The 25,015-nt window shown below is 54.0% G+C and carries 20 protein-coding genes and 1 tRNA gene; 7 read left to right on the forward strand and 14 right to left on the reverse strand.

Annotated features, from left to right (window positions below; translation table 11 throughout):
• Nucleotides 1-141: 141 nt before the first annotated feature.
• The gene (gene mobH / locus HCF10_RS05625; RefSeq protein ID WP_167655018.1) at nt 142-1,869 is read left to right on the forward strand and encodes a MobH family relaxase; all 1,728 of its coding nucleotides are present in this window, start codon (nt 142-144) and stop codon (nt 1,867-1,869) included.
• Nucleotides 1,870-1,925: 56 nt separating this feature from the next.
• On the opposite strand, the gene HCF10_RS05630 is transcribed toward mobH, so the two are convergent.
• On the reverse strand, nt 1,926-2,366 hold the full coding sequence (locus HCF10_RS05630; RefSeq protein WP_205885519.1) for a hypothetical protein: 441 nt from the start codon (nt 2,364-2,366) through the stop codon (nt 1,926-1,928).
• Between HCF10_RS05630 and HCF10_RS05635 the strand changes: the two genes are divergently transcribed.
• Nucleotides 2,278-2,733: a DUF892 family protein gene (locus HCF10_RS05635; protein WP_237683055.1), complete on the forward strand. Its 456-nt coding sequence runs from the start codon at nt 2,278-2,280 to the stop codon at nt 2,731-2,733. The genes HCF10_RS05630 and HCF10_RS05635 overlap by 89 nt on opposite strands.
• 86 nt (nt 2,734-2,819) lie before the next feature.
• Here the strand turns inward: HCF10_RS05635 and HCF10_RS05640 are convergent, their stop codons facing one another.
• On the reverse strand, nt 2,820-3,320 hold the full coding sequence (locus HCF10_RS05640) for a hypothetical protein (protein ID WP_167655020.1): 501 nt from the start codon (nt 3,318-3,320) through the stop codon (nt 2,820-2,822).
• 733 nt (nt 3,321-4,053) lie between these two features.
• On the opposite strand from HCF10_RS05640, the gene HCF10_RS05645 reads away from it, so the two are divergent.
• From HCF10_RS05645 to HCF10_RS05655, 3 genes are read left to right on the forward strand one after another with little or no spacing between them, the layout of a single operon-like run.
• Nucleotides 4,054-5,280, forward strand: coding sequence for an ABC-three component system protein (locus tag HCF10_RS05645; protein WP_167655021.1), 1,227 nt, complete (start codon nt 4,054-4,056; stop codon nt 5,278-5,280).
• Nucleotides 5,277-5,942 (forward strand): ABC-three component system middle component 1, encoded by a 666-nt coding sequence (locus HCF10_RS05650; protein ID WP_167655022.1) that lies wholly within the window; start codon nt 5,277-5,279, stop codon nt 5,940-5,942. Before HCF10_RS05645 ends, HCF10_RS05650 begins: the two co-directional genes overlap by 4 nt.
• A complete protein-coding gene (locus HCF10_RS05655; protein ID WP_167655023.1) occupies nt 5,917-8,256 on the forward strand; it encodes an AAA family ATPase in 2,340 nt (779 codons plus the stop codon). The genes HCF10_RS05650 and HCF10_RS05655 overlap by 26 nt, the downstream gene beginning before the upstream one ends.
• Nucleotides 8,257-8,389: 133 nt before the next feature.
• Here the strand turns inward: HCF10_RS05655 and HCF10_RS05660 are convergent, their stop codons facing one another.
• The 10 genes from HCF10_RS05660 to HCF10_RS05705 form a co-directional block, all read right to left on the reverse strand.
• Nucleotides 8,390-8,566, reverse strand: a complete 177-nt coding sequence (locus HCF10_RS05660; RefSeq protein WP_167655024.1) for a hypothetical protein — start codon at nt 8,564-8,566, stop codon at nt 8,390-8,392.
• A gap of 423 nt (nt 8,567-8,989) precedes the next feature.
• Nucleotides 8,990-10,759 (reverse strand): alkaline phosphatase family protein, encoded by a 1,770-nt coding sequence (locus HCF10_RS05665; protein WP_167655025.1) that lies wholly within the window; start codon nt 10,757-10,759, stop codon nt 8,990-8,992.
• 5 nt (nt 10,760-10,764) lie between these two features.
• Nucleotides 10,765-11,889, reverse strand: a complete 1,125-nt coding sequence (locus HCF10_RS05670; protein ID WP_167655026.1) for a DUF4062 domain-containing protein — start codon at nt 11,887-11,889, stop codon at nt 10,765-10,767.
• Nucleotides 11,890-12,007: 118 nt separating this feature from the next.
• On the reverse strand, nt 12,008-14,947 hold the full coding sequence (locus HCF10_RS05675; protein ID WP_167655027.1) for a DEAD/DEAH box helicase: 2,940 nt from the start codon (nt 14,945-14,947) through the stop codon (nt 12,008-12,010).
• A gap of 979 nt (nt 14,948-15,926) precedes the next feature.
• Nucleotides 15,927-17,768, reverse strand: a complete 1,842-nt coding sequence (locus HCF10_RS05680) for a tyrosine-type recombinase/integrase (RefSeq protein ID WP_167655028.1) — start codon at nt 17,766-17,768, stop codon at nt 15,927-15,929.
• A gap of 222 nt (nt 17,769-17,990) precedes the next feature.
• Nucleotides 17,991-18,066: transfer RNA gene (locus tag HCF10_RS05685), tRNA-Gly, on the reverse strand.
• Nucleotides 18,067-18,126: 60 nt separating this feature from the next.
• Nucleotides 18,127-18,687, reverse strand: coding sequence for a CDP-diacylglycerol--glycerol-3-phosphate 3-phosphatidyltransferase (pgsA, locus tag HCF10_RS05690; RefSeq protein ID WP_027603207.1), 561 nt, complete (start codon nt 18,685-18,687; stop codon nt 18,127-18,129).
• Between the two features lie 32 nt (nt 18,688-18,719).
• Complete coding sequence (gene uvrC / locus HCF10_RS05695) at nt 18,720-20,543, reverse strand: excinuclease ABC subunit UvrC (RefSeq protein ID WP_131698885.1); 1,824 nt, start codon at nt 20,541-20,543, stop codon at nt 18,720-18,722.
• 1 nt (nt 20,544) lies between these two features.
• The gene (gacA, locus tag HCF10_RS05700; protein WP_010566015.1) at nt 20,545-21,186 is read right to left on the reverse strand and encodes a response regulator transcription factor GacA; all 642 of its coding nucleotides are present in this window, start codon (nt 21,184-21,186) and stop codon (nt 20,545-20,547) included.
• Between the two features lie 150 nt (nt 21,187-21,336).
• Nucleotides 21,337-21,702: a helix-turn-helix domain-containing protein gene (locus HCF10_RS05705; RefSeq protein ID WP_131698886.1), complete on the reverse strand. Its 366-nt coding sequence runs from the start codon at nt 21,700-21,702 to the stop codon at nt 21,337-21,339.
• Nucleotides 21,703-21,784: 82 nt separating this feature from the next.
• Between HCF10_RS05705 and HCF10_RS05710 the strand changes: the two genes are divergently transcribed.
• A complete protein-coding gene (locus HCF10_RS05710) occupies nt 21,785-22,021 on the forward strand; it encodes a DNA-binding protein (protein ID WP_131698887.1) in 237 nt (78 codons plus the stop codon).
• A gap of 35 nt (nt 22,022-22,056) precedes the next feature.
• Here HCF10_RS05710 and HCF10_RS05715 read toward each other — a convergent pair whose 3' ends face one another.
• Both HCF10_RS05715 and HCF10_RS05720 read right to left on the reverse strand, forming a co-directional pair.
• A complete protein-coding gene (locus tag HCF10_RS05715) occupies nt 22,057-22,488 on the reverse strand; it encodes a GNAT family N-acetyltransferase (protein ID WP_131698888.1) in 432 nt (143 codons plus the stop codon).
• Complete coding sequence (locus HCF10_RS05720; protein WP_167655029.1) at nt 22,489-23,238, reverse strand: carbon-nitrogen hydrolase family protein; 750 nt, start codon at nt 23,236-23,238, stop codon at nt 22,489-22,491.
• Nucleotides 23,239-23,862: 624 nt separating this feature from the next.
• Here HCF10_RS05720 and HCF10_RS05725 point away from each other — a divergent pair.
• Nucleotides 23,863-24,939: a 3-deoxy-7-phosphoheptulonate synthase gene (locus HCF10_RS05725; RefSeq protein ID WP_167655030.1), complete on the forward strand. Its 1,077-nt coding sequence runs from the start codon at nt 23,863-23,865 to the stop codon at nt 24,937-24,939.
• The last annotated feature ends 76 nt before the right edge of the window (nt 24,940-25,015 follow it).

Genomic DNA, 25,015 nt, shown 5'->3' on the forward strand with positions numbered 1-25,015 from the left:
AGTATCCATATTCCGATTGCCGCGCAAAGGGACACGCGCCAAAAGGACGGTAAGGGTTGGAAAGGAATGGGGGGTCAAAGGTAAGAGCCCTATCCGAAAAGGCTAAAAGGCCCCTGAACCAGCCACTTCCCGGAGGTCACGATGCTCACCCTGTTTCGCCGCAAAAGGCAGAAGCCCTCTCCGCTACTGACCGTCAACGTCGCCGAAGGTTACCTGCCCATCGAGTCGGCTCACAGCTTGTTAGCAGCGGACCACCGCCGCCAGTTGCTCGATCGCATCTGGCAATACACCGCCCTCTCCCATCCGCAGTTCAGCCAGCTCTATTTAAATCCGATCCATCGCTACGCCGAACATGTCCAGCAACTCCCGGCCAGCGAGGCGCACCACCATGCTTATCTTGGCGGCATGCTCGACCATGGACTGGAGCTGGTCGCTTGCAGTTTGAAACTGCGTCAGTCGTATCTGCTTCCCACCGGCGCCGCGCCCGAAGACCAAGCCGCCCAGACCGATGCCTGGTCGGCGGGTATTGCTTATGGCGCCCTGCTGCATGACATCGGCAAGATCGCCGTGGACCTGCAGGTCGAACGCCAGGATGGCCGCGTTTGGCATCCTTGGCAGGGCCCGCTGGATCAGCCCTACCGTTTTCGCTACCTCAAAGGTCGCGACTACCACCTGCACGGCGCCGCCGCAGGTTTGCTCTACACCCAGATTCTCGACCGCCCGATCCTCGATTGGCTCAGTGGCTTTCCGTCGCTCTGGGGCAGCTTGCTGTATGTCCTGGCCGGCCAGTACGAACGTGCCGGCGTGCTCGGTGAGTTGGTGATTCAAGCCGACCGTGTTTCCACTGCGCAGAACATCGGTGGCAACCCGAGCAAGGCGCTGCAAGCGCCGATTCATTCGCTGCAACATCACTTGATCAGCGGACTACGTCATCTGGTTCAGCACGAACTGAAACTCAACCAGCCGGGTGCCGCGGGATGGCTGACCCAGGACGCACTCTGGCTGGTCAGCAAGACGGTCACGGACAAGCTGCGAGCCTATCTACTGTCGCAAGCGATTGAGGGCATTCCCTCATCTAACATCGCGGTGTTCGATGAACTCCAGTCGCACGGGCTAGTCGAGTCGACCCCCGAAGGCAAAGCCATCTGGACCGCGCTCGTCGCACAGGGCAACTGGCAGCAGAGCTTTACATTTCTGCGCATTCAACCAACGTTGATTTGGGGAAGCGAAGACCGGCCAGAAGCTTTCAGCGGAACAGTGAGCGTTGCAACCAATGACCACCAACCTGACGGTCCGCCATCCCCCTCACCGCCCACTGAAGTCAATACAAGATCAACTCGAAGCCAATCGCAACCTGATTCACTGGTCATGGAAGATGACGACTATTTAGGAACGTTGCTGGACATGTTCGAAATAACAGAACCCGAAACCAGTCGTTCACCTTTAGAAAGTGCTCACGAAATCTCAGATCCTGCTTCGGATAACTCTGGCCAGGTTTTCCTGAGTTGGGTCAAGGAAGGTATTCAGAGTCACAAGCTGATCATCAACGACAGCAAGGCCAAGGTGCACACGGTGAGTGGCCGCGTATTTCTGGTCACGCCTGGCATTTTTCAGCGCTATGCTCAGGAGTTTCCGGGCATTTCAATGGGTGCCGATTACGAAGGTGAAGAATGGCGATGGGTGCAGAAACAGTTCGAGAGGCTGAAGACCCACAAAAAGCGCGACGATGGTTTGAATATCTGGCTCTGTCAGGTCGAAGGCCCCAGGAAGAAGGCAAAACTCAAAGGCTATCTTCTAGAACACCCAGCACTATTTTTCGAAGCTGGGTCCATGCCTGCCGATAACCCCTTTCTTAAACTCGAAAAATAGTAAATTCAGGTGGGCGATCAGCTAGCGGGCTTGTGCTTGCCCATTCTCTGCGCTGGTCAAGGAACGACAATGCGATCTCCAAGCCGCTTTCGGACGGCTTCTCTCAACTGGACTTTGCCGAGATCGTCGAGAATAGAGACTGAAAGAGGTTCGGAAGCCATCAACAATTGACGTCCGGGATGATCCGTTTCAAGCAGATCGAGGATTCGATCGGCAGTCGTACGATCACGCGTGGCCATAGCGTTGGCGCCAACCAGCAGCAGAGCGCGTCGCTTGTTCGAGTTGGCGACCCGCTCAAAGAGTTTAAGGGCATTTTCCGCGGAAGCATGGGCGCCGATGAGATGAGCCGCTGACGCGGCAAGGATTGGCGGCGTACTCAGCAGAAACGCGGATGTCAGATGCGCGACAATGCTAGGGTCTACGGAATCGGCACCGGCCAGGGCGTCAATAGCATCGAGGCGTATCCAACGGGCTTCCGGAATATTGACGAGGTTCAATATTTTCTGCTGGATTCTCGCGCTGCAGCAATTCGCTGCGACGATCAGGGCATTCCGGCTAGAGCCCCAGCATACCTACGTTGCCAGCATCCTTAAAAGCTTGTCACAATCATCAAAACTGAATGATGAATGTCTTTCCCGCCTCGGTGGCAGGTCTTCGAACCTCAAGGATTTGGTCGGAAAGCTAATGGCGTTGGGACAAGCCATAGGCGGTTCGAGCATGAGTGATGAAGTAATCAAAGGTGAGATGGCTGGCTACGATTTTGAGAACGTGGAAACCGCTACTTATGCGTTGCTGATTTCAGCAGCGGATGCCTCTTGCGATGCAAGCCAGAGCAGCCTGCGAGCAAATCCAGTTTCGCCTTAATGTGCAGCGAACGCTGAATGCCGCTCAGTGGCTATACTAGCCCCCATAGATGCTTGCCCTCGGCAGAGTGCTCCCACTTTCCTGAGCTATTTACTGGCTGCTGCTTTCTTTGGATCTTTCAAAGTCTCTTCGCCCAACGTCAGCATCACGCTAAGTAAAGTGAGACTGAAAACCATGACAAACGTACGAATTACATTCTCAGCGCTCAACGAGTCCGGTTCGACCCAGTGCCAAACCGTTAAAAATCCCAGTATCGCTCCTAGACCCGTTCTGCCTGCTGTCAAAAAACTTCCACCAATGTCACCTAAAAAAAGATGCACAGCGTCGAGCCAACGCTGATACCGAGCGGACATGAACCTCCACTTGTATTTAACAATTGCAGCCACCGCGAATGCTAAACACAGCCACGCGTAGTAGCCCATCAAAAAAGGTGCGGCGAGTAAAAGGTCAAGCATTGCCTTGAACTGTGCTGACGACTCTGAATTTAACAGAACTGGCACTCCTCCCAATGCGAAGGCGAGTGCCAGCTCCCGGGATGCCCTCGCAACAACGTGCAATTTTGGACGTGTTTTTTTAACCTTGAACATATCAATCCTCATCTTGCGTACTTGTTGGATCTGCGCTGGCTTTGCTCGGAGCAGCAACGATTAATGAAGATAACGAAAACAGGCATGGGCTTGTTCACATGATGTCCCCCTCATTGTGTTGCTGGCAGTAAATACCTTTATTCATCCGCCGCCGCCCGAAAGCCGCGGGGAAGACGTGCTCCTTCGAACCTGCAGCCTTTTCGCACAAGATGCAATGCTCCGCCATTCCAACCCTCACAAAATTCAAGGCAGACAGCCATAAAGGCTACCATTTTTCAGGTTTTTTTCAGCGGCCGGCACAGCCACTCCCTCCCCTTGAGCGAGACAGCGGGTTAGATTTCAGACGCGAGGTTGGTGGGCAAGCTGCTCCGGCCGGACACCTACAGGACATCCGAGTGTATCTGCATACCGAACACGCCATTAGCATCACATACACCCACGGAGCGCTTTGCCGCGCAGTTTGTACGGTGGTTCTTGCCAAATGACCCACCTGGGCAAATGTCTACGGAAACCCGACGCTGCAATGCGGATCCCCTACTACAGCCGCAGCTTTTACGCAGATGCTCTCCTGCCGTACAGCAGTCCGAAAAAGCACCAAATGATCTCCGCCTGCTGAAACGGTTCGGCACCTGTCCGATTCAGCTAATGGCTTTCGAACGTGCTGAATACATAGTGGCGTCGTGATATCGTCAGCCTTTGAATATCAAATAATCGTGTGGTGAAAGGAGTCAACGTGAGCGACGAGGAAGCAAGTAATTATCCACATAGTGCCATTTCTACTTGGAGCGGATTTGTTTATCAAGGGAAAGTGGCGCTCTATCACTCCCTCAAACTAATCAATACCGGCGATAATGATTTTGAACTGCAGCTAGATAGCACAGACGACTTCGCAATCTATAAAGATAAAAAACTCGTTAGTGCGCACCAAGTAAAAGCAAAAATTGGTGATTACCGTAGCAATTACAAGGACGCCTTAACGAAATCGGCTAGCCTAGAACTTGATCGCATTGCAGGCATAAAAAGATATTTCCATATATCTCAACCTATAAACGATCACAGTGATTACGTGGACTCCAACAATGAGCGCGTGGAGTTTTATGCATACGGCAACTTCAGACACTGCGAACTGGACAAGATAGAAGAGCTGACCAAGCAGGTCATGAGAGAAATTTATGGCAGTCAGAATATTCTTTTTGATGACGACCTGTTAGATGCAAATTACTGCTTATTGTCAGATAGAATCAGCTCACAAGCGCTCATGATCCACGCCAGGATACAAAATGAAGGTGATACTCAGCGTAGAGCAGCTTACGAACACCGTATCACTGCAGCAAGCATCCTCTCGGGAATAACTGATACAAATCCATACGAGAGAAAGGATTACTACGGTATCGAACTGAAGGCGCGCCTTCATTCCCACCTTGAAGAGAGGCTTGCTGAATCTCTGCCAGGCATGTCTGACGCTGCGTACGATAGAGCTCGACGCATCTATGATCTGATTAGACTCTCTGAAGGAGGCGATTTCAAAATACTATGTCAGTTAATGAAACCCTCCGAAAAATTCTCACGCATTCAAAATTTTGACATTCGAAATTACTCAGATTTACTGCACAGGATAGATGCTGAACCAGTTTTTAAGCGCCTGCCACACTACCTGGATAGAGACAAAAAATTCTACGCACCAACGGCCCTATATCTACCTGAGCCCACAGACAGAAAATATTGCACCTCCGACATAGTCTCTCAAGTTAAAGATAACGACGACTTGGGGCGACTACTATTCGAGTTCAACAACCTGATCGCCGCCAAGGCATCGGAGAGCTTCACAGTCGATACTAAATATACCAATTGCTTCGATGAAAGCTCGATCGACGATCACGATCGAATCGATAGCAATATCACGAGAAGCTTATGCATCAGCATTTTAACCAAGGACGACGCAGAGGCTCGACTTAAATGATAATTGAAATTATTAACCAAGCTTTGGTCGCACACAATTTTTCAAAAGTGCACGAGAATGACAATACCAGCTTCTATGCTCGAGAAAGCGGTACGGCGATTCGGTTCGCGGTTTTGCATCGACTAGACGAACTAATGAAACCTAGCGATCTTAACGCTATCATCAACCAGTCTGCACCTGAAGCATTTCTAACAGATCCAGCCTTCAAAAAAAACTGCGATCTGATATGCATTCACCACCTCAACAAGCTGGCTGAATTCAAAAGCCATGAAGAGCAAATTTTTGAAATTGAAGAAGATCCGCACTTCTACAAAAAATATGTCCTCTACTACAGTGACACAGAGGTTGAAGCCATCAAAGGACTTAACTTTGACGAAATAAACGAGTTAATCTCAGACAAATCCCAGTTCGACATTTACAAAAAAGAACCGACAGCCCCTACTAAATACAGTGCAGCTGCAAAAATCTTCATCAAGCTCCCTTTCTTACGGCTCAACATCAAAAAAATTGAGCTAGTGCCCCTGCGTCGGCAGATAGAGGAAGCGGTAGCCGAAATCGATCTTGCCAAAACATATAGCACGATACAAAAGCTCGGCCAAACCAATGTCGAAGAATTGATTAAGGAGCTGATTAGCGATGAACTGGCAAATCTCCCAAATTGAGGTTTCAAGCTTTAAGGCTTTTAAAAAAATTCATTTGGACTTTAGTGACTCGTCTCTGCTCACGCTGGATGGCCCCAATGGATTCGGCAAAACCAGCATCTTTGATGCTATCGAACTTTTGCTGACTGGTGGCATTAAACGAATCAGTCAGTTATTTTCCACGCTAATGATGGGCAATAGAACAAACTACGAGGACAACCTGCTCTGGAACAACCGATCTGGAAAGAGAGATCTAGCTATAAAAATCGAGTTCGCCAACGGAACGCGAAAACTTGTTCTAGCAAGGCACACTCCCGCCGCAGATTTTGATGATAAGTCAAATAATCGGGCCAACCAATTTACCCATATTAAGCTATATGAACTGCCTGAGTTCACATCTAGCGATTACACAGAAGGGAATCGGCGCAACGAAGATTTTATCGAAGAGCTCTTCGGTAAAAATTTCAAAGAAAATTTTTCTTATTTGAATTATTTAGAACAAGGCCAAAACCAACTGCTACACACGAGAGTAGACAAGCGCAAAGAGGCTTTGAACAACCTCTTCAACATCAGTGACGTGAAAGCAGAAACTGACAATTGCAAAGCTGTCGCTTTGCGACTCACAAAATTCCTGAGCGACCCAAAGCGTGCCGCTGAATCATCAAAATTAAAAACCGAGTCTCTGTTACTCAAAGGAATGATTCAAGCTGCACTAGGCGCAATCGAATACAAAAAAATCTCAACCGCGGAGTTGCAACCGGGCTGGGATAAAGAGTCCCCGTTTCCTACCTACTCTACAGAAATTCATGCGGATTTTGTTAAGAGCATTCAGCGACTTCAAAGTTTAGCACCACTAAAGAGCGCAATACAGATCAGGGACAAAAACGACTCTATTGAAAACTATATTGAACTTAACAAGGACTCGGTGAAAAGCCTTGCACGCTTTGGGAGCGACTTGAGCACACTGGATGGGCTCGACCTCATCAAAAATGAATTAAACGGGCTCACTAAATCTGGTGGAATCATCAAACGTGGCGCTACAGTAGTTAAATCAGATGAGGCTACAAGTCTTTCCGGATGGGCCCCGGGACGCTTGGATTGGTTCCAAGAGCAAATAGTAAGGCGTGACGCACTTCAGCAAAAAAGCACCACTAATGCCAGCGCTGCTGCCGAGCTAAATCGTCTGAAAGCAGAGCTGATGGCTGAGCACGCCAAACTCAATGCGAACGATCAACACTGCCCATTGTGCGGTGCCGACTGGCAAGCCCATGACATCATGCTGAAAAAGATTGAGCTCCGATCGAACCAAATCAACAATGCGCTCAGCGCTGATGGCCAGACCCTTCTGACTCTCACAGGGTTAATGACTGCTGAGCTCGCGCTCATTGAAGCTCAGATCAAGGCTAGAGAAGCTCAGATATCCGTAGGTTACAACAGTGCCCTACACAACGCCCTGCTCCGCGATAAAGCCAGGTTACCTGCAGTAGCCCAACTTGCAGCTCAGCTTAATGTTTTAGGTGTACAGCTCGACTACGCGTTCTCCGAAAATGAGGAGGTGGTGGATACCCGGACTGAGGAGCTTACAGCCTCCATTAGACGACAGAAAACTCCCGAAACTGAGCCTCTGCCGGAAGACTGGAGAAAGGTCATCACCGCTGCATTCAAAGACCTACAGGATTTCTATGTCGTCGAGCTTCAAGCCCTGAATGACAAGGAGCTTTTCATCGCAGCTAAAGCCAACGAGGCGCAAAGCACTAGGCTAAAACAGTGCCTTAATGAGCTCCAGGTGATCCAGCGTGAGAACGAAGCAGCAAAAGTCGCTAAAGATAAGGTCAACAAGCTGAAAGCGACCTTGGAGAAAACTGAACGTAGCTACTCAGAGCAAACCATCGCTGAGATTGAGTTGATCTTCCATATCTACAGCGGTCGTCTCATACAGAATTATCAGCGCGGCTTAGGTCTGTTCATCGAGAGTAAAGACGGCAAAGAACTCAAGTTCCTTACAGCCGAAAAGTCTGAGCATGATGCGATTCTGTCGATGAGTTCAGGACAGGTTTCAGCGCTCAGCCTAGGTTTCTTCCTCTCGCTGAATAGAGTTTATTCGACCGTACCTCTAATCCTGATCGATGACCCATCACAATCATTGGATGAGGTGAACATCGCCTCTTTGACTGATCTGCTACGATGTGAATTCAACAATCGCCAGCTGATCGTTTCCTCGCATGAGGATGACATCTCTGCTTACATGCGTTACCGATTCAACAAAGCAGGACTCAGTACCCGATCCCTCAATATGCAACGATTGGCCAAAGACGCCCTGGCCACTGCTGATTGAGCAAACCTAACAGGGGGACAATCAATTTGCCCCCCTGATTATTAAACTCAATGGAACGTGGACAGATCCTATTCAAAAGACATCATGCGCGAGAGGCTTGTACCTATATATCTTCGACAGCTTCTAATGACGCTTAAGATGTGAGGGCTACCGCTGCATTGTAAGCCTTGGCAATACAATCGAGCATCTCGTCGGTGAATCGCCGGATTTCATCGCTAGCCAATGAATCAGGGGCGATATCAAGAAGTGAGTCGAAATAACCGTAACCGTCAATCGTATCTCTGCCCCTGTTGGACTTTTCAGTTTCCATCGCGTGCGCCTCCGTCATGAACGTTCGCAGCATTGGAACCGCCAGCTGCCTTGCATTATAGTAAACTCTAGACTGGTGTTTATAGCCCTCAATGATGTATTTTCTCGCAGCCACCCGTCATCATCCTCGTCGATGTACTCCAAAAATTCGGTGCCCCCCCCAAGGCGCGTGATTGGTAACGAGAGTGTAAAGGTTTGCAACGGGTTCGTTACCATTAAGTCTCACAATGTCTTCACAAAAATGCTCTGCCGCCCACAAGGACATCATGCATCTGTTATCCACTATCAACACAATAAGACTTGGCCATATCGCATTGATCACAAATACGCTGCCGAAGAAAGATTCCCCCCCACACAGCCATCACATACAACTTCTACGTTGCCTTTCAAATCATACCCCTTGAAAGCACCTATCCTAGAACCACTATTTCTGAGCCGGATGCACCGCTTGCAGATGGTTGGAAAAACCTGCCTCAGTTTCACAACGCCAAGTCGCCCACAGCTTGCATCCCGTCTCGCCCCCCATGTCCAACTCAAACGCCAACCAGTTCCGAGCCGGCATCACATACCGATTAAAACCGGGGAACAACATCATCTCGACACAGTGCTGTACATCGATGGATTGGACCTTGCTGGCGGTATGGTTCAGCAATTGAAGAAAAAGCCGTTCGGCCACGCCAATCAACGACGGATGCACCACACCTGACGAAGTAAATTGCTGAATCTGCGCCCAGTTCGACGTTGGCGGAATATCCCTTCGGTAGCAACTGCCCCAGGCCGCGACATGCACGTCCCCAGAAGCAATGGATACCCGCAGCATTCTCTGCTCAGCAATACGAGTCAGCGACTCCAGGAGTCGCTTACGCTCCCCCTCGTGATCCCCGTGCGACCAATGATCCTTAAGGTCATCAGCATTACTGTCGAGCACATGATCCTGCCCAAACGTATCGAGCAACCCTTCAGCCAGCGACAATTTGGGGTGCGCGACCGGAACCGAGGACATGAAGATTAAGTGCTGACATTTGCTTCCCGGATGAGCAGGCTTACCGTCACGGAGCGTGTTGAGCCAAGCCTGCATAGCAATCCAGGTATCGGCCCCCAGTACTTGGGTACGTGAACGCTCAGTGCGCAGATCAGCAACAAACAACGATACCGGCCCCAAGTGATAGCCGAAACTAAAGCCCGGCTGACCATCCAAGAGCGGCAAGGCCAATCGATCTCCATTTAATCGAGCACTCCATTGCACCGGCTCATACTGTGGGTCCTGCTGGGAAACGTTTGCACGTTGGAGCAATTGCAATGGCGGCAAATCATCATGGGCATGCTGCAACTGAAACACCCAGAACGCCCTACGCGCATGACGCATCAGCACCTGGAACAGCTCGCAATGCTGCATAGCCGGACTGTAGGACCCCCAACCGTCGAAGATGTCATGGTCGTCCCACATCATCACCGTAGGGATTCTCGCCATCGCATCAGCTGCATCAAGATTCGGCTTGGGGTGCCCCCAGTCACGCCGCGTATCTGGCAGCCAACGATTAGCATAGAGCCCGAAATAGTAGGACTCGATCTCTTTCTCCAACGCCGCGCTTACCTTGAACGCCAATTGCTCCTTGCGCGACAGTCCGACCCATTTCTTGAGGGACTTCACATCCTCCCAAATCGAGTCAAAGTAAATTTGGTCGCCCCCCATCAGCAGCAATTGGAACCGCTTCAAGCCCTTGTCATGAATTCGTCCTTCGTGCCAAAGCTGTTCCTTGTCCAGCACGTAACCTGCAGCACGCAAGTCACTGTCATGATTGCTGATCAGGTCAGCCCATACGGCGTTTTCAGGGCGCACCAACTTGCGCATCCCACTAGGGTCCGAAAAGCCATTGCAAGAGACGTAGGCCATTCTTGGGGCATAGTCTCGACCGGGAATGGAGAACTGCCATTGCGGCCCTTCCTGCCCTACACCAAACTTTACTGTTCGCTCCTGCGCCTGCTGATCACAGCTCAGGTCGTAACGAAGGATGGTTTCTTTCGGACGCTCCAGCAAAACTTTCGGCGTCGGACAAGCCTGGCCGTCAACAGAAAGAACAGGAAATGCGGCGCCAGCTACAACTCCAACTAGCGCGGTCACCTGCCACTGCCCGGTTTTGCTGACGCCTCGGAAGGACAACACGGGCCCCACAGTAAAAAGTGCTTTTGACATCCCTGTTATCTCCCTTCAAGTTCGGCGGCAATAACTTTGACAATCTTGGCGCGTGAAGCGGCTCTCTTGGCCAGAATTTGCGCTTCACCAGTTTGATCCAACCATTCCCTAAAACGCTGGAGCGCATGGCGCGTTTGCGACGCATCGCGACAGTTGGCCAGGAAGGCAAACTGTACTTTCTGTACATCATCAGCGACAAAAATACCGAAGGAACCGCTGACAACCGTAGCATCAGGAAAGCCTAACAACGCAGTGGCCTGAGTCTCTGTCGCTCCACGGTGACAGGCGATTAAATGCAACGGTCCTTCTGCACCTTTCAACAGATCAGCATGCTCATGGTCACGCAGAAAAGGCTTACCCACCAGCTCACGCGCAGCAGCAACCGTGAACGCAGCCGGGATTGCATGGACAAACACAACGACATTCACTCCAGCAATTGGAACAATGGCGAACGCTTCGCTAGCAGGGACTTTGCCACCATTGAGCGCCTGCAGTAACACCACTTCCATCGCTCGTTTGCGCTGACGGAAGTCCATCCGTGTCCAATCCAGCGCCTGGCCCATATCGAAACGGCTCGAAGCCGCAGCGGTTACACCACGCTGGGTCAGAACGACCAACGCATCGAGAAGCGCTTCCTGGACGCGGCTACGCAATTGCTCAACAGTTGAAACCATTCCACCCCTGAAGGGTGTCTGTTGTGCAATAAAGGCCTGGAAGCGCTGATTACGTGCTGTCTCAGCTACCTGGCCATCGCCTGCTGGGATATTGGGCATAGCGATGAAGCGCACCTTCCCCCGAGTAGTGGCTAGTCCCTCCATGTACTCCGCATGGCAAATACCAATGTCGCCGTCACCACTGGCCCAGCCGGCATTGCCGTTGGACAGCACCAGTAGCACATCGCAATCCCTCACAGCTTGCAAACAGGCATCCCAGCTGTCCTGCATTCCGTCCGCAGGAGGTGCATCTTCGTTAATCCAAACTTCAAATACCTGTTTGCCAAATAGCTTCGTGCCCTCTATCTCACGTTTGAGTTGCTCTCGGATATTGCTGAGCGTTTGATCGCTGTCCGTGGGAAAGCGATCGTTACAACGACTGGACAGCATTACTTTGATTCTCTTTGACTGGGCCATCCTTGCTCCTGCCCCACTTCCGAGGCCTCAAAATTCTTTGATCAATGAATACCTTCCCGCCCTATCTCCAGATTCACCTGGCCAAGAAGCCGGAGGCAATACGGTGCCCCCCTTTCTGTTATGCACTGGTTACGACCCGGACATCTGAACCAGATACGTTCTTAATGTAGGAGTAACTGGTGCCGAGGACAGCAAGCTGATCAGCGGAGATTTTCGCCGCTGAAATGGCAGGCTGTACGATCACGAATCTGAAAATCATCTCGTGGTCGTGGCACTTGTTGCGAAGCAGCTCCAAATCTATTGGGTCACCCTTAAGGATTCTGTCGAAACCTTTCGGCAGCGATTGCTGGTACCGACCCATCAATCGATTGAAGAATTTTTCCTCGGTGTGCAGCCACTTCACCGATCGTGATGCCTGGCCGCAGACTTCGTAGACATCGTTCACACGAGCGCCAGGTCGAGCCTCGCCATCTTTTTGGGGGCAATACTTGCAGTGGTAAAGGTCGACAAAGATTGCGTCCTTGCTCTCTTTGATTGCCACCAAATCCGCAATCTCACCTGCGCCATCATCGTTGAAAATGAATGCATAGTCGTCCTCGATTCGGCTGTAGGTGAACCCTTGGACGGTGTCCATGTTACGAGTTGCCCTCATGGACTCGCTGTGGATCTGGGTGGTCCCCCAGTCCCAAGCCTCAATCAGCGCTATAGGAAGCTTCAAGTCCAAGCTATTGGGTGTGTAGAACCGGTAATTGCCCTCGACCATCGAACCGTCCACGGCTAGCAGTACCAAAGGGTTCGCATCCAAGTACTGCTCAAACGAGCTCTCTTCAGCGAAAATAATCTTCACCCCAGGGCAGGACACTTTGTAGCTGTCGTTCAGTAACCGTATCGTGATGCCAGGAAGCTGACGCTCCGTGCCATCTGCTGCTATGGCGATGACGGGCACTTCTAGTGTCAGATCGTCGGTCCGCTGAGGTTTGCCAAGCTCGACATCAAGCAGGTTGAAGATCTCACCATTGAACGTCAGCGAAATTTTCTGCTCGTTTTCGATTGCAATGGACTCAGGCCAATCAGCATAGAAGAGTCCCGTTGGCCAGGCTCGCTCAATCTTCTCCGAACGAATCACATCCTTGAGCACTTCAGAAGGATTGATCGTGGCATCGTTGAGTTTCCGTGAGGCGCGCTTGCACCACTCAATCCAGTAAATGATGCTGGAAGAGTTCATCTCCCAGATCTTCCCTTTGTGAGAGCAGCCAACAGTGGTGCGCTGTCCATCTTCATAGCCCGTTGCGAAAATGTTGGACTTTTTCGCCGTGCCGTTCTCGATTTCACTGATGACGGTATTGATGTCCCGCCCGACGTGCATCGTGAATCTCAGATCCTTGCGTGTCCTGGACAGCCCCACGTTCTGCAGCTTCATGAGCTTGATGTCGTGCAGGGTTCGGAAGGTAGGCTCACCGTTGATTCGCCTGGCATCCTTTGCAATCAAATTCAAAAAACGCGTCGCTTGCGACTCATCACCAGAGGAGTGAATGAAGAGCGTCTTGTCGGGCGCGTGGTAGTACGCCAAGTACAGAATCCAGTTCGTGTCCACAATCGCCGAGGTCTGAGCCCATCCGACGGGTGTTTCTCGTCGGGTCACCATGATGATGGTGTCTGAATCGTCGTTGATAGAAAGGAACTGCAGCGGTTCTTTCTTCTGGGAGAAGTGATTCGCTTTCTCTGGCCGCCAATGGTCGCGCTCCACATGGTAGGCGATCGCACTGATCTTGGGGTTTGGGTTCAACCCGAAGATCTCCTCGGAGTCGGCATCATCCGGGAACTGTTCAGTGAACGTCTCTTTTTCGATTTCGCGGGCGATCTTGTCTTGGCTCACATCTCGAATCACGGCGCTCCAGTCGGCACTTTCCTTGTAAAGCACTGCCATCTGGTAATCGACTTTCTGGTTGGCAATGTTTGAGACGAATTTGGCGTCGCCTAGCGTGTCATCAACCCGGGTTAGCCGACCGATGAACTGTAGCGTGACGGCCGGACTGCGATGCTGGTCGTGAATAGCCGCGATTTTCAGCTCTGGCAGGTCGAAGCCTTCGCCGAGCATGTCCACGCAGACGATGATCTTGTACTTCTTCTCGACAATTTCACCCAGCAGCTTGACCCGATTCGGCACCTTGCTGTGGATGAGAATGGGTGAGAGGTCTTCATGCTTTTTGTAGAGCTCAAACAGGGCTTCAGCACGTTTTTGCGATCGTGCGCGTACCATCAGTAGGTGGTTAAAGCCTTGCTCTCGATCGCCTCGCAACAACTCTACCGCCTTATCAGCAACCACTTGGTCAGCCAACTCGAGGTTGTATTCGCGCACGGGGTGAAATTCGATCGACTTGAAGTAGCCATCGATCTGCGCATCCTTCAACGGGTAGTTGTAGATAATCTTGCCTTCAAGGGGCTGATTGTCCTCCCTGAAAGGCGTAGCAGTGAACTGCAGGCATGGCTTCTCTTTAAACGCGGTTTTCACCCGCCCCCATGTCATGGCGGCCACATGATGGGTTTCATCGATGATCAGGTGGCTGCAGAGCTCAGCCAAGGCTTGGAGGGACTCTGTGTCGAATCGCTGCAATGCTTGCGGGGTAGCGACAATTACATTCGCCTCGGCAAGCTGTTGGACATCTTCAGCCGACATTCCTGAGCCGATCGCCCTAACCACAGGGTTAAGTACTGTGGCAGAAACAGCACCGATCTCCCGAAGTTTTTTCAGCCCGAGGCATTTTTCGACAAGCTGGGAACGCAAGGCATCTGACGGGACGAGCACCAATGTCCTTGCCAACCGCCCTGCGATAAGCAGACCAAGCATGGTATCGGTCTTGCCGGTACCCGTTGGCATCACGATCGTTGCCGTCGTGGCCGGAGACATCACCAGGTGGCCCAGTGAAGCGTATAGGGCGGCAAGCTGAGGCTTACGCAAGCCCGGCGTATTGGTATCCCGCACTGCCAGGTTGAAGCTGAAGAGGTGTTGCTGCCAGCTTTGATAAACGTCTAAGTACTTCCCTGTAGCATCGGACATTGCATTCACCAAATTGAATGTGAAAATCAGCGCTGATTATTCAGTGGCCACATGCTATCAGTGAACATCATCTCAGGTGTACCCTGAAAGGCAGCGCTCAAACCCGCCCCCCTCTCTGCCTTCATCAACCGATGATCGAGACCAAACAGTCCAATTTGAGATGGAGGTACACTGAAAGCCATCCGAATCCATCTTGGTCTCTGTCAGAAATCTCCATTCGCGATCGCTCCCAACACCCGGTGCGAATGGGGGAAAAAATGGGGGCATAACTCGTTTTTTTTCCATCATCAGGAAGTTCATGCCGCCAAAAATACGAACTCCGCCGCTGGCACCATGTGATATCCGATGACTCTACCGGAGTCTGAGCGAATGCCCGACCCACCTTACCAGCAACAGAGAGCTCCGCACTATTTATCGCCTTCGCCCGAAGCTTGCCTCGCAGACTCTCCAAATCGGCAACCCTTTAACAAGCAACTTCGCGCCTTCAGGCTCTTGCACTGATACGAGCTGCCCGAGGAAACGAGAGTCGAACGCCTCTCAAGTGGCACTACCGAGATCCAAGATATTCGTGGGAGTAAATGTGGGAGTATTTTTTTAGACATGAAAAAGCCCAACCTTTTCAGATTGGGCTAAGTCATTGAAAAATATGGTCGGGACGGAGTGATTCGAACACTCGACCCCTAGCACCCCATACGTGGGATAGCTGAATTCCATGTTTATCCGCCAGCCGTACCTGCCGAACGCATAAAAAACCCGGCACGAGGCCGGGTGATTACCTGCCCCTCCGAAACGCAGCCCCCAAATGAGAGGGATGGAGAGCTGGCAAGAGAGTGCGGGAACGGGATACTGCCAAATGGTGCCTTCCTGCGCAATAGATTCCTCTAGCCGACCAGCTCCGAAACATCAGGCGACTTGTGTAGTCCCGCTAGATAGTCCCAAGGAAGCAGCGACATCCGTTATCACCGCACGAAACAGTTCCTCAGCTTGGGCCCAGGGCACTGCAAACGATTCGTGCTGTCACGTCGAAATTCTCCAAAGTGAGCACATCGATTGGCGAACGCCCCTTCAGTCGCTCATGAGGCTCACAGACCGTCCGATAAAGCATCCACCCATCGACATCCGGAAACCGCGCTAAAGCAGCAAGTACCAACTTGTGCCGCAGTGGATCAAGCTGCCAATCTGGAATGCGCTGACCACGATTCCCCAGGCTCAGGGACAGCAGACGGCGAGCCTTGATATCACGGTTGATCTGATCTCGGGATTTGCCGGCCAATTTAGCGAAAACCAGTAACTGCAAATTACTAGCGGCCTCATAAATGGCAAGCATCTCGGCACGTTCTCGCTGGATGTCAGACACGTGAGATTGATGCGGCTTTTCAGTCGGGACCGGGTGAGGTACGACAGGCGACTGGTGCAACATAATAAGAGCTGGTTCGTTACTAACCGAAGCCTTGGGCACCGAGACGGTTGCCTTTGGAAAGGCTTCGTTATACTGAATGGGATTCGTGTTCACGTTTTCCAGCGACGGCAGCGAAGCGGCCCCCTCCAATCGGATGGTAAGCGGAGAGCTTGCCGCTTTCAGCTGGCCCTGCCCCCATAGATCCAGACGATTCGCCCAGTCCTGCATCATCGTCCGGCGCTGCTCGACATACTCCGCGTGATTGTAGGCCGCACTCACCTTGTCCGGATCAGCATGAGAAAGCTGAGCATCCACCCAAACCTTCGGATATCCGATCTCATTCAGCGCCGTCGAGATCGTCGCCCTCATGCCATGACCGGTGAGTTGATCGGCATACCCCATCCGACGTAACGCGCCATTCAGCGTATTCTCACTGATACGCTTGCTCAGGTCGCTTCGATGCGCAAACAAGTAGCGTTGCGCAGGGGCCACCTGGTCCAGCAAGTGACGCACGATCTCCAGCGCCTGGACCGACAGCGGGACAATGTAGGGCGGTACATTTTGAAGTTGCTTACCCGGCTTTCGCATCGCCAACTGGAGCTGTTTCACCACCTCCGCCGGTATGACCCACAAGCGCTTCTCCAGATCGAACTGATCTGGTGTCGCCAACCGCAATTCGCCCGTGCGGACACCGGTCAGCAACAACAACCTAAGGCCAAGCCGAGTTTGGTTGGCGCCACCGTAATTTCGAAGAGCAGCCATCAATGCCGGGAGCTCATCCATTCGGAGAAACGGATTGTGCGTAACCGGAGGTTTGGGAAGTGCGACCACATCAAGGTCTGAAGCCGGATTGTGTTCTAGCCCCTCGATCTTCACCAGCGCATAGCGGAATAATTGGTTGAACCAGGTCCGGCATTTTTCGGCGGTCGTTAAGGCTTTGCGCTGTTCGATCCTGCTCAGTAAATCCAGCAGATCGTGACGATTGATGTCGTAAATAGACCTCCCACCCAGTACGGGCAAGACGTCTTTGTTGAAGATTCGCAAGATCTGCGAGAGCGTGCTCTGGCGCCCTTCCTTCAGGCTTAGCCTGCGGAACTCCACCCACTGATTGAACACGGCCTCGAAGGTGTGTTCCTTCGCAGCATGAACAGCAAGTCGCTGTTGTTTACGATGCTCGTAGGGGTTGATGCCTTGGGCAACTAAGGCGCGCGCCTCGTCACGTCGAGTACGTGCTTCTTTGAGGGGGATTTGAGGGTAACAACCCAAGGACATGCGCTTCTGCTTGCCCGCCCAGTAATAACGGAAGAGCCAGACTTTTCCGCCTCTGGCCGTCACATTGAGCGTGAGACCATCACTGTCGCCGAGGGTGTAGTCATTACCGGTGATTCGGGCATGCCGAACTGTCATTTCTGAGAGTGCCATAGCGAGCTCCTGAACAGAGTCAGGGCCAGATGCTCATCTCGCTACACAATCTGCTCCAGCATTAAACCGATTCGGTGCTCGTCAGAATCCTGGACTCAATTCTGGACTTAAACGCACCGGATAGTGCTGGATTTCAGTGGCTCCCGCTGGAACGAAAAAAGGGCCTAAAGGCCCTGATTTCAATCACTTACAGAATTCAATGGAACTCTGTAGCGCAATATTTGGAGCGGGAAACGAGACTCGAACTCGCGACCCCGACCTTGGCAAGGTCGTGCTCTACCAACTGAGCTATTCCCGCTTGGTGATGCGCATTCTATAGAATCCTCAGCACCCGTCAACCCCTTGATTCAAAAAAGTTTTATTTCTTTTCAACGGTAGTGCGCAGATGCGGCCAGGCGGCGCGCAGATATTGGAGCATCGACCACAGGGTCAGGCCCGCTGCGATCAGCAGCAAGGCATAGCCAGTCAGTACCCAGAACGAGAAGTCCGACGGGTTGGCCAGCAGGATGACCAGCGCCAGCATTTGCGCGGCGGTCTTCCACTTACCCATGTTGGACACAGCCACGTGGGCACGGGCGCCGATTTCGGCCATCCATTCGCGCAGGGCCGACACGACGATCTCGCGGCCGATGATCACGGCGGCCGGCAGGGTCAGCCACAGGTTCCCGTGCTCCTGCACCAGCAGGACCAGGGCGACGGCCACCATCAGCTTGTCAGCCACAGGGTCGAGGAACGCGCCGAAGGGCGTGCTCTGCTCCAGGCGGCGCGCCAGGTAACCGTCGAGCCAGTCGGTGGCGGCCGCAAAGGCAAACACTGAACTGGAGGCCAGATAACTCCATTCGTACGGTAAATAGAACAACAAAATGAAAATCGGGATGAGCAGGACACGTAGAACGGTAATCAGATTAGGGATATTCATCGGCACAACTGGCTACGAGGTGGAAAGGCATTCTATTCGCTATGCAGATTCGCATAAATCAGCTCAGCGAGCTTTTTACTGATACCGGGTGCTTTGGCTATCTCGTCAATGCTGGCACGGGACAGCTCCTGCAAGCCACCAAAATGTTTAAGCAAGTCGCGACGCCGCGTCGGCCCTACCCCTGCCACCCCTTCCAGGGTTGAGGTTCGCCGGGTTTTGCCACGACGGGCGCGGTGGCCGGTAATGGCGAAACGGTGGGCTTCGTCGCGAATCTGTTGAATCAAATGCAACGCGGGTGAGTCGCCCTTCAAAGTGAACTCATGGGCGGCATCATTCAAGTACAACGTCTCGAAACCCGCCTTGCGCGTCGCGCCCTTGGCCACGCCCAGCAGGATCAGGTCCGGCACCGCCAGCTCGTTGAGCACATCACGGGCCATCGACAACTGGCCCTTGCCGCCGTCGACCAGGAGGATATCCGGCAACTTGCCCTCCCCGTCCTTCAACTTACTGAAGCGGCGCGTGAGGGCCTGGTGCATGGCGGCGTAGTCATCGCCAGCGGTGACGCCTTCGATGTTGTAGCGCCGGTAATCGGACTTGATCGGCCCTTCCGGTCCGAACACCACGCAGGACGCCACCGTGGCCTCGCCACTGGAGTGGCTGATGTCGTAGCACTCCAGGCGCTGGGGCGGCTCTTCCAGGTTAAGGACTTCAGCCAGGGCGTCAAAGCGGGCGGCGACGTGCTGCCGGTTAGCCAGGCGCGCGCTCAGGGCTTGCTCGGCGTTGGTCACCGCCAGTTGCTGCCAGCGCGCGCGGGTCCCGCGTACACGGTGGCTGATGTCCAGCTCGCGGCCGCGCAGTTCGTGGATCGCTTCGATCAACGCGGGGAAGTCTTCGTGGACCACATTGACGATCAACTCCGACGGCAGGTCGCGCTCGGGGCTGCTCACGTAATACTGGCCCAGGAAAGCAGCCATGACTTCGGCGACCTCCTCGTCAATACCGGTCTGCGGAAAGAAGTTCTTGCTGCCCAGCACCCGCCCACCGCGCACGCTGATCAGGTGCACACAGGCACCGCCGGGGTTGACGAAGGCCGCGATCACATCGACGTCGCCGGTGCCGCCTTCCATGCTTTGCTGGTCCTGAACACGGCGCAGCAGCGAAATCTGGTCGCGCAGCTCGGCGGCCCGTTCAAAATCCAGGGTACTGGCCGCCTGCTCCATGGCTGTGGAAAGCTCATCGGTGAGCGCATTGCTGCGTCCCTCGAGAAACATCACCGAATGGCGCACATCCTCGGCGTACTCCGCCGGCTCAACCAACCCCACACAGGGCGCCTTGCAGCGCTTGATCTGGTACTGGAGGCAGGGCCGGGTACGGTTCTTATAGAAACTGTCTTCGCACTGGCGCACAAAAAAGGTTTTTTGCAGCAGGCTCAGGCTTTCACGAATGGCCCCGGCGCTGGGATAAGGCCCGAAGTACTTGCCCTTCGCCTTCTTCGCCCCACGGTGAATGCTCAGGCGTGGGAAGTTACCGTCGGATAAAAACACATAGGGATAGGATTTATCGTCACGCAGCAGAATGTTGTAGGGCGGCCGCCATTCCTTGATCAGCGTCTGCTCAAGCAGCAGCGCTTCGGTTTCGTTGGCGGTGATGGTGGTTTCGACCTGGGCGATACGCGCCACCAGGGCGGCGGTTTTCGGCGCGAGACCGGTCTTGCGAAAGTAACTCGCCAGACGACTCTTGAGGTTTTTGGCTTTACCGACGTAAAGCAGGCGCGCCTCGCTGTCGAACATGCGGTACACGCCAGGGCGGCCACTGCAGGTTGAGAGGAAGGCACTCGGATCAAACGGTGTGGTCATGTCAGGCGCTGGCGTCCACCATGCCGTGGCGCACCGCGAGCAAGGTCAATTCGACATCACTGCTGATGGCGAGCTTCTCGAAAATGCGATAACGGTAGGTGTTGACGGTCTTGGGCGACAGGCACAGCTTGTCGGAGATCGCCTGCACCTTCTGGCAACCGACAATCATCAAGGCAATCTGGATTTCCCGCTCCGACAGCGCATCAAACGGTGAGTCGCTGGTGGGTTGGAAGGACTTGATAGCCAATTGCTGGGCGATCTGCGGGCTGATATAGCGCTGGCCGGCAAACACCAGGCGAATGGCCTGGACCATTTCCGCCAAGCCCGCACCTTTGGTGAGGTATCCCGCAGCGCCGGCCTGCAGCAAGCGTGTCGGAAACGGGTCTTCCTCGCACACGGTCACCACCACGACCTTGATGTCCGGATGGCTGCGTAGCAATTTGGTCGTAGCGCCAAGACCGCCGATCCCAGGCATCTTGACGTCCATCAACACCACATCGGGTTTCAACTCCCGGGCCTTGATCAGGGATTCCTCACCTGACTCGGCCTGACCGACTACTTGCAGGCCATCGATGTCAGCCAGCATTCGTGTAATACCTGTACGAACGAGATCATGGTCATCGACTACTAGCACCCTAATCAAGCAGACACCTCGCGAAATGGTCTTATAGGTTGCTGAACACCTTAGCAAAAAACCAAGGCGCAGACCTAATAGCACGCGTCATATAGAGAGAGATTGATTGAGCGATAGCCATCCGCCGAGCGGCGGATGGCTCAATTGCTGGGCAAGGCGTCAGGAATCCTGGGGCTGTGGCTTGGCTTTTCCATTCATCGCAATCGAGTGTTCAGCCAACGTTGAGGTCAGGCGACGGATTGCAGCCTGGTCTTCCTTGAACATTGCGCGATAGTCCCCGAGAACTTTCTCTTCGATCTGACTCAAATTCTCCCATTGAATGGGCGTGGCTGCGCCAGTCAATACGTACAGCACATCCACACCTCTTTCGGCGACACGAGACAAGTAATCGGCCTTAGGTGCACGCCCTCCACTTTCGTATTTACCTTGTGCGTTGGCTTCAACGCCCCCGATCTCACCAAACACTTTTTGCGACAAGCCAAGCCGCTCTCTTTCTTGCCTTAAACGCGAACCGATTCCACTCATTTGGATGTATGATCCTATTTGGCACACCCCGAGAGGTGACACGCTCATCTCTTTATTAAACAAACTTGAACGGTTTTGAACTATGCCCGGAATCCGTACCGCTGCACAAGCCAAGGCCTGGCTGGAACATCAGGGAAAGTCAGTTCAAGCGTTCGCCCGTGAACATGGCGTTGATCCGGCAACCACCTATCAAGTGCTCGCTGGGCGCAAAAAGGGACGGCGTGGGGAGGCCCATAAGGTAGCGGTCCTTTTGGGCATGAAAGAAGGGATCATCCTTGCTGAGACTGCAGGCCTGAACAACGATCATGAAATCGACTGAGACCAGTATGCGCTTATAAGGAATAGGTGCACGTTTTAGCTTGAGCGACAAACACGCTCCATACGCCAGAAGCAGTCGTCTTCACCAACGATGCTGAACCCCATGCGCTGATAGAGGCTTCTGGCCGGGTTAGTCTTGAATACGGTCAAACGCAACAGTCCCAGCACCTGCGCCTTGAGCGCCATCTGCTCCAACACCCAGCTACCCGCGCCTGATCCGCGATACGCCTCCAGCATATGTAACTCGCGAATATAGAGGGCCCGACTGTCGCGGCTCAGACTGATAAAGCCGAAGACGCTGTCGTCCCGGCAAATCAGCCAGTTTTCCCGGCCGGCCCAGGCCGTATCGAAACCTTCGTTAGACCACCACAACCCATACTCCACATAGTAGCGAGCCATGGCCTCGTGGGTCAGCTTCCGGGCAAATGGAAGGTCCTGGTCCGTTGCCGCGCGCAGGTGAAACGCCATTTACAGAGCCATCACTTGGCTAGCCCAACGCCCGCCATCGCGGCGAGCAATCAGCAACGCATCGCCCACGCCAGGTACCGCGGCAAGCAAACTGCCATCGGCGGCCCAGATCGCACTGCGACCGGCGCAGGCCCAGCCACCCGAAGGACCACCATGGTTGGCCATCAACACCAGCAGGCCATGTTCAGCGGCATAACCTTGGAGCAGCGCACTGTCTGTGGCGTAGCCGCCCTCACTGATCAACACTCCGGCGGCATACACCGTGGCGCCCGCTCGCGCCGCGGCACGAGGATGACTGGCATGGGAAAAGTCTGCGCACACCGCCAGCGCAATCCGCTCATCCCCCCACTCAAGGGCCGCACCGCCCTGCCCTGCAACGAACACAGCCTCTTCGCCGGCATGCAGATGCTGCTTGGTGTAGACCGCCAGGGAACCCTCCGCTCCCAGCACCAACGCACCGATCAGCACACCCGCCTCGGGCGTCAGTCGGATCGGCATCCCCACCACCGCCGTCAGTTGCAGCTCACGCGCCATCTCGCGCAGGGGCGCCAGCACCTTGTCCTCTGGCGCAATCGCCAATTCAGCGGCCAGCGACGGCTCATACCCTGTCAACGACAACTCGGGGAACACCAGTAATTGCACACCCTGTTCCGCCGCCGTGCGCATAAATGCGAGGTGCCGTTCAATATTGGCTGGGACATCGCCCGCGATGGAAATGGATTGAGCAGCAGCAAGGGTGAGGGCAGTCATGGTCGCGTCCAAGCAATCAGTATCAAAGTGCAAACAGCATATCGGCACTCACCCCATAGCCGTAAGTCCCCCACCGCAATAGAAATTACTGATTGAATCTCCCTGCGTGGCTCGAGTAAGCTCCCCCCATACATTTGGAGACACACCATGTTGCAACTCACCCACACTCAGGTTTGCCCTGCTGCCAGCGCCCAGCGCTCGGTGTCGGCTACCCGTGTGAACGGTTCGAGCGCACTGGCCAGCTTTTATTTTGGGTATTGGTTTAGCCACTGGCGCGCCTGATACCTGAAATCGGCGCCCACTACTCAAGGGGTCGCCTTCCAGAGAAATCTAACCCCCGGTCGGCTCCCCGACCGGGGGTTTTGTTTTTTCAGGTCTCCATAAACTTTTCAGCTTGATCAAGAACACTTAAAGGAATCACGACATGAACTACACCACCTATTACCGCTACGACACCTGCACTGCATGGCGATTTAGCAAGCTCCGCTCGGGACAGCCTGCCGCCTCCGATCGGTCACCTATCGGTGGCAAACCAACACACGTAGCCGATACGGCGAATTGTCGAACACCCCAGTAGGCCAAGCGTGCGGGAATAGCCCGCCGCTTGCCCAGGAAGCCTTGAATATGAACTCCTCCGTCGCCGCCCTGCCCCTCTCTGCCTTGAACAGCGCCCTGGCCAGCGCCAATGAAGCCCTGACCCAGCGCCTGCCCAGCTCACTTGAGCTCAAGCACCAGTTGCCCCTCAGCCCGTTCCTCAACGAGCAGATCCACGCCCATCGCCAAGCCGTGCGCGCCATCCTCAATGGCGAAGATTCACGCTTGCTGGTCATTGTCGGTCCGTGCTCCATCCATGACCCGGAGTCGGCCATGGAATACGCCCGTAACCTGAAGAAGCTCGCTCTGGAAGTCAGCGACCAGATGCTGCTGGTCATCCGCGCCTACGTCGAAAAACCACGCACGACTGTCGGTTGGAAAGGCCTGGCCTACGACCCCCGCCTGGATGGCAGCGATGACATGGCCGCCGGCCTGACGCTGTCCCGCGAGCTGATGCGCGAAATGCTGCGCCTGGGCCTGCCGGTCGCCACCGAGCTGCTGCAACCCATGGCCGCCGGCTACTTCGATGACCTGCTCAGTTGGGTGGCGATTGGCGCGCGCACCACGGAGTCGCAGATCCACCGCGAGATGGCCAGCGGCCTGGGCATGCCCGTGGGCTTCAAGAACGGCACCGATGGCGGTGTCGCGATTGCCTGTGACGCCATGCGCTCGGCGTCCCACCCACACCGCCACTTCGGCGTCGACAGCCAAGGCCACCCGGCAATCATCCAGACCCCAGGCAACCCCGACACCCACCTGGTACTGCGTGGCGGTCACCGTGGACCGAACTACGATGCGCAGAGCGTGGCGCGGGTAAGACACGACCTGGCCAAGTCCAAGGTCACCCCTCGGATCATGGTCGACTGCAGCCATGCCAACAGCGGCAAGGACCCGTTGCGCCAACCGGCCGTGTTCAACGATGTGCTGGAGCAACGCTTGCAGGGTGACACCTCGCTGATCGGCATGATGCTCGAAAGCCATTTGTTCGAAGGCTGCCAGCCGTTGAGCCCGTCGATGAAATACGGCGTGTCGGTGACAGATGGCTGCCTGGGCTGGACCGCCACCGAGCAGTTGTTGCGTGCGGCTGCCGAGCGCCTGCGCGCTTAAGGCTGATCGATCAAGGCGCTGCTGCCGCAGGTACGGCGCCTCATGACAGCGTCCGGCACACTGGCCATTCGTGACG

It is taken from the genome of Pseudomonas sp. B14(2022), assembly GCF_012030485.1.
In the GTDB taxonomy this organism is placed as follows: Bacteria; Pseudomonadota; Gammaproteobacteria; order Pseudomonadales; family Pseudomonadaceae; genus Aquipseudomonas.

Excerpts from the sequence above, each read along its gene's own strand:
- mobH (WP_167655018.1), top strand. The coding sequence starts at position 142 with ATGCTCACCCTGTTTCGCCGCAAAAGGCAGAAGCCCTCTCCGCTACTG.
- HCF10_RS05635 (WP_237683055.1), top strand. The coding sequence starts at position 2,278 with ATGCTAGGGTCTACGGAATCGGCACCGGCCAGGGCGTCAATAGCATCG.
- HCF10_RS05640 (WP_167655020.1), bottom strand. The coding sequence starts at position 3,320 with ATGTTCAAGGTTAAAAAAACACGTCCAAAATTGCACGTTGTTGCGAGG.
- HCF10_RS05650 (WP_167655022.1), top strand. The coding sequence starts at position 5,277 with ATGATAATTGAAATTATTAACCAAGCTTTGGTCGCACACAATTTTTCA.
- HCF10_RS05655 (WP_167655023.1), top strand. The coding sequence starts at position 5,917 with ATGAACTGGCAAATCTCCCAAATTGAGGTTTCAAGCTTTAAGGCTTTT.
- HCF10_RS05660 (WP_167655024.1), bottom strand. The coding sequence starts at position 8,566 with ATGGAAACTGAAAAGTCCAACAGGGGCAGAGATACGATTGACGGTTAC.
- HCF10_RS05665 (WP_167655025.1), bottom strand. The coding sequence starts at position 10,759 with ATGTCAAAAGCACTTTTTACTGTGGGGCCCGTGTTGTCCTTCCGAGGC.
- HCF10_RS05670 (WP_167655026.1), bottom strand. The coding sequence starts at position 11,889 with ATGGCCCAGTCAAAGAGAATCAAAGTAATGCTGTCCAGTCGTTGTAAC.
- HCF10_RS05675 (WP_167655027.1), bottom strand. The coding sequence starts at position 14,947 with ATGTCCGATGCTACAGGGAAGTACTTAGACGTTTATCAAAGCTGGCAG.
- HCF10_RS05680 (WP_167655028.1), bottom strand. The coding sequence starts at position 17,768 with ATGGCACTCTCAGAAATGACAGTTCGGCATGCCCGAATCACCGGTAAT.
- pgsA (WP_027603207.1), bottom strand. The coding sequence starts at position 18,687 with ATGAATATCCCTAATCTGATTACCGTTCTACGTGTCCTGCTCATCCCG.
- uvrC (WP_131698885.1), bottom strand. The coding sequence starts at position 20,543 with ATGACCACACCGTTTGATCCGAGTGCCTTCCTCTCAACCTGCAGTGGC.
- HCF10_RS05705 (WP_131698886.1), bottom strand. The coding sequence starts at position 21,702 with ATGAGTGGAATCGGTTCGCGTTTAAGGCAAGAAAGAGAGCGGCTTGGC.
- HCF10_RS05710 (WP_131698887.1), top strand. The coding sequence starts at position 21,785 with ATGCCCGGAATCCGTACCGCTGCACAAGCCAAGGCCTGGCTGGAACAT.
- HCF10_RS05715 (WP_131698888.1), bottom strand. The coding sequence starts at position 22,488 with ATGGCGTTTCACCTGCGCGCGGCAACGGACCAGGACCTTCCATTTGCC.
- HCF10_RS05720 (WP_167655029.1), bottom strand. The coding sequence starts at position 23,238 with ATGACTGCCCTCACCCTTGCTGCTGCTCAATCCATTTCCATCGCGGGC.
- HCF10_RS05725 (WP_167655030.1), top strand. The coding sequence starts at position 23,863 with ATGAACTCCTCCGTCGCCGCCCTGCCCCTCTCTGCCTTGAACAGCGCC.